This is a genomic window from Chelativorans composti, assembly GCF_039541695.1.
GTDB lineage: Bacteria > Pseudomonadota > Alphaproteobacteria > Rhizobiales > Rhizobiaceae > Chelativorans > Chelativorans composti.
The window spans coordinates 1-4395 of record NZ_BAABGS010000041.1; the positions used below are offsets into that span (position 1 = coordinate 1).

Consider the following 4395-nt stretch of genomic DNA (forward strand, 5'->3'; position numbering starts at 1 on the left):
CGCGGGCGGCCCTGCAACCCCAACCAGCGATGCCGCCCGCGCTGGCGCCACGACCATCATTGCACTAACAATCAAATTGGACCCGTCCGTGGGGGCCGATCAATGTTCGACTGCTCCGACCGAGAGACGGACGAGCGGCAGAGCGTCCACCGGATCAGCGAGATTGATTGCCTGTTTGGCACGACCGTTGTCGGCAAGGCTCTAGGACACCTCCTTTGGTGTCTCAACGCACGCGGTCTTTGTGGAGCTGACAAAGCGGTAGAGGAACTTGGTGCCAGGACTCCCGCACTGGAATTCCGCGGAAGCTTCACAGGGCATAACTCAGGGTCCTGATAGCCTCCGCGACAACAAACGGCAGCGATCCGAGAGCGGCATCATAGGAACCCCGGCAGACGCTCCGCCTTCGGCCCCACGGGAGGGCAACATGGACCTCGAGGAGGACCAACGCACCACTCAACGGTGATGCTGGCAGCTTCGAAATTTCCGATTCAGATGCAAACAGCGTTTGAAGGAAGTAATGGGGGGGGGCATAGCACGGGCGAGGGAAAACAATGTTTGAACCGACATCGGATTTCTCGTCACAGGTAACCTCCCATCTTCCGTTCTTGGAACAGGAGCGGCTATCCCGCGAACGCCCATTTCCCTCCAATCGCGTTTCTCGAAGTCTGAAACGCTGTCCAGACATCTAAACCCGAAATATCGGCTTCTGAATCGAACGACCGTAAACTGGACCAAATTCGAGATTAATTGCCGGCAAATCAAATCGAGTTTCGAGCATTTCGCTGCCAAAGCTTCCCACTGTCGTCATCCATTCATCGGCCAGGGATACCTATCTCGTCACACAGATTTCACTGGGAGGAAGCTGCCTTTCACCTCTCACCTACTGTATTGAATGATACGGCAGATTCTCGATTGAAGTGTTGATCCACCAGCGGTCCATTCTTTGCATCACCGACAGTATTGACAGAAGTTGGTCGATTGACCTATTTTATTCCGAGGATCTTTATTGGGAGGGAACCAATGATCAACGTCTTCGCTCACAATAACTGAATAAATTCATCCATCACAAAGAATCGATAAAATGACGAACAAGACGCCAGAATACTAAAAAAAAGAAATCTCTGCCGATCTATTCTTCATGGCGGAGACGCTATTGGCGTCTATACAAGTCAATATAATGATCCAGGCCATCCGCTCGCGGGACAACTCTTCCCGCGCGCGTACATTCACATGCTTACGAGAAGAGCGGGAAAGTGCAATGGACGAGAAGTATTCTATTCTATTCGAGCCGATACAAATCGGCCCCAAGACGCTGAAAAACCGGTTCTACCAGGTACCCCACTGTATCGGAGCAGGAAGCGACAAACCAGGATTTCAAGCTGCCCACCGTTCGATCAAGGCAGAAGGCGGCTGGGGCGGTGTAAATACTGAATACTGCTCGATCCATCCTGAATCCGATGATACAAATCGTGTCTCTGCCCGAATTTGGGATGAAGGCGACGTTCGAAACCTGCGGGCAATGACCGAAGAGGTTCATAAGTACGGCGCTCTTGTGGGTATCGAGATGTGGTATGGCGGCCCACATGCACCCTGCCTGGAAAGCCGAGCTACACCTCGCGGCCCCAGCCAGTATGCTTCTGATTTCGAGACCCAATCCTACTGCAAAGAAATGGACCTTGACGACATCAAGATGGTGCAGCAATTCTATGTGGACGCTGCACTGCGTGCGCGGGACGCTGGCTTTGACATCGTGTATGTCTATGGCGCACACGCTTATCTGCCATTGCAGTTCCTATCTCCATTCTACAACAAGCGAACTGATGCGTACGGGGGCCCACTCGAGAACCGTGCTCGTTTCTGGCTCGAAACGCTCGAAAAGGTACGCAATGCGGTTGGCAAAGACTGCGCAATCGCGACACGGTTTGCTGTCGACTCCTTGGCCGGGCAGGACGGCGTCCAGGTTGAGGAAGATGGCATCCGATTTGTGGAACTCGCAGACCCTCTTGTCGATCTGTGGGACGTCAACATCGGCGTGATCGCGGAGTGGGGTGAAGACGCCGGCCCCTCTCGGTTCCACCGTATGGGCCACCAACTTCCGTGGCAGCGCTTCATCAAGCAAGTATCCAAGAAGCCTGTCCTCGGAGTCGGTCGATTTACCGACCCCGAAAAAATGGTTGAGGTTATTCGATCCGGGCAGCTCGACATTATCGGCGCTGCGCGCCCGTCCATCGCCGACCCATTCTTACCTACTAAGATAAAGGAGGGGCGGCTTGATGACATTCGCACTTGCATCGGCTGCAACGTCTGCATTTCGCGATGGGAGATCGGCGGGCCGCCGCTCATCTGCACCCAGAATGCTACCGCCGGTGAGGAATACCGCCGCGGTTGGCATCCCGAGAAGTTTGAAAGGAAGGGTTCTGACGACACAATCCTCGTGGTCGGTGCGGGTCCTGCGGGCTCAGAGTGCGCCCGCGTCCTGATGGAACGCGGCTACACCGTCCATCTAGTAGACAAGGCCGACAAGATTGGCGGCTATGTCAATGATGTTGCAACGCTGCCAGGTCTCGGCGAGTGGGGCTACCACAGGGATTATCGCGAGACACAGCTTACCAAGCTCGTCAAGAAGAACCGGGACTCTCAAATCGCGCTGGGGAGCAAGGAGTTCACCGCTGACGATGTACTGAAGTATGGCGCTGACAAGGTAGTCATCGCGACTGGCGCACACTGGAACCATGACGGCAAGAGTGCCATAACCATGGCTCCAATTCCTGGAGTCAGCGCAGACTTGCCTTACATGGTGACGCCAGAGCAGATTTTCGCCGGATCCAAGAAGATCGGAAAGCGGGTGATAATCCTGAATGCGGATCCGTATTACATGGCCCCCAGCCTCGCTCAGAAGCTGGCCGAGGCAGGTCACGAGGTGAAGATCGCGACAGGCGTCGAGCTCGGCCGCTATATGCACTTCACCCTTGAGTATCCAAACATGCGGCGGGTACTCAACGAGCTCAACGTCGAAATCATCTCCGACGTGTGGGCCTCTCGAGCAGAAGAAGGCCGAATTGAGCTCTACAACGTGTGGGGTGAGGGCCACCGGATCCAGTATAATGGTGCGGGCAAGCATCCACGAACCGAGAACCGTACCCACAAATGGTATGAGTATGACACCCTGGTTCTGGTTACAGGTCGCACCTCAAATGTTGCTCTCTTCCAAGAACTCAAGTTGCGGCAGGCAGATTGGAAGCTGAACGGTATCAAAGGCATTTACCTGATTGGAGATGCACTTGCTCCAAAGCTTATCGCTGACGCAACCTTCGACGGTCACCGTCTGGCGCGAGAAATCGAGGATCCCGACCCCCAGCATCCCCGCCCCTATCGCCGTGAAGGTGCCGTTTGGGGTGTAGCACACATGCCCGGGGCATCACACGAAATCCGTTATCGTGTGTAGCCGCGGGCCCCGCACAATAGATGTTCGAAAGGGAGGCAGCAGTGCTTTGCCGCCTCCCTTGCCCACCCTCGATACGCCTAGTTCATTTTCGGAGATGCTCACGACCAGCACACCATACGCTGGATCTGCCTGAGGCACTCATCGTCCATATTCCTGAGAGACTCACCATCTTCCTGAGCGAGGCTGTAACGAACCATGATACCTTCAATCAGGAATGCGATGAGGATTGATCGTTGCCGGCGAAGATGCTGCGGCATATCTGGAGAGATCTGCTCAATGATCTCCTCAATCCGTCTGCAGTAGCTGTCATACATATCGCGCAAAAGATGCTCCAGAAGTTCATTGCGTTGCGCAAGTGCCCACAGCTCGAAGAAGAGCCTGTGAACGGAAGGCTCCTTGATATTCGCAAGCAAGCATCTCACTGCTTGCGCAAGCTTCTCCTGAGCGCCTATGCCCTCACTCCGAAATATCTGGTCGTAAAGCTGTTGATAGACCGAGAAGACCAGCATCAACAGATCCCTGACAAGATCTTCACGGGTCGGGTAATAGTATTGAAGGTTGCTCAGGCGGATTCCTGCAGCGCGAGCGACATCCCGAAGAGTAAGACTCCCAGATCCTTTCTCTATGAGAATGAGCCGAGCCGCTTCAAGGATCTTAAGTGTGACCTCCTTGCCTTTCTTGGTCAGGGTACGGTCGACCATATAGGTTGAGAAGAAATAATCCGCATTGGACAACAGATCGAAATTATCAGTATTCATTTGGAGATCCTCGCCGCGTAGATCGGCTGAGTGCCTCCCTTCCTGCTCGCAGTCAAGAGATTTTTCATTTTGCGCAATCTTCAAGTCCTGAACCGCGCCGGGTTTGCCGGAGGCTGATTTGGTTTAGTTACGCGGCCATGGCTTCAGTTTCCAGAGCCGCGTAGAAGTTTGCCTCGGCTTCGGCGGGCGGGA

2 protein-coding genes are annotated in these 4395 nt (G+C 54.4%); one reads left to right on the forward strand and one right to left on the reverse strand.

Going from position 1 to position 4395, the window contains the following annotated elements:
* Positions 1 to 1258 precede the first annotated feature (1258 nt).
* Positions 1259 to 3445, forward strand: a complete 2187-nt coding sequence (locus tag ABD906_RS09990) for an oxidoreductase (RefSeq protein ID WP_345099275.1) — start codon at positions 1259 to 1261, stop codon at positions 3443 to 3445.
* Between the two features lie 98 nt (positions 3446 to 3543).
* On the opposite strand, the gene ABD906_RS09995 is transcribed toward ABD906_RS09990, so the two are convergent.
* Positions 3544 to 4287 (reverse strand): TetR/AcrR family transcriptional regulator, encoded by a 744-nt coding sequence (locus ABD906_RS09995; protein ID WP_345099276.1) that lies wholly within the window; start codon positions 4285 to 4287, stop codon positions 3544 to 3546.
* Positions 4288 to 4395: the final 108 nt, after the last annotated feature.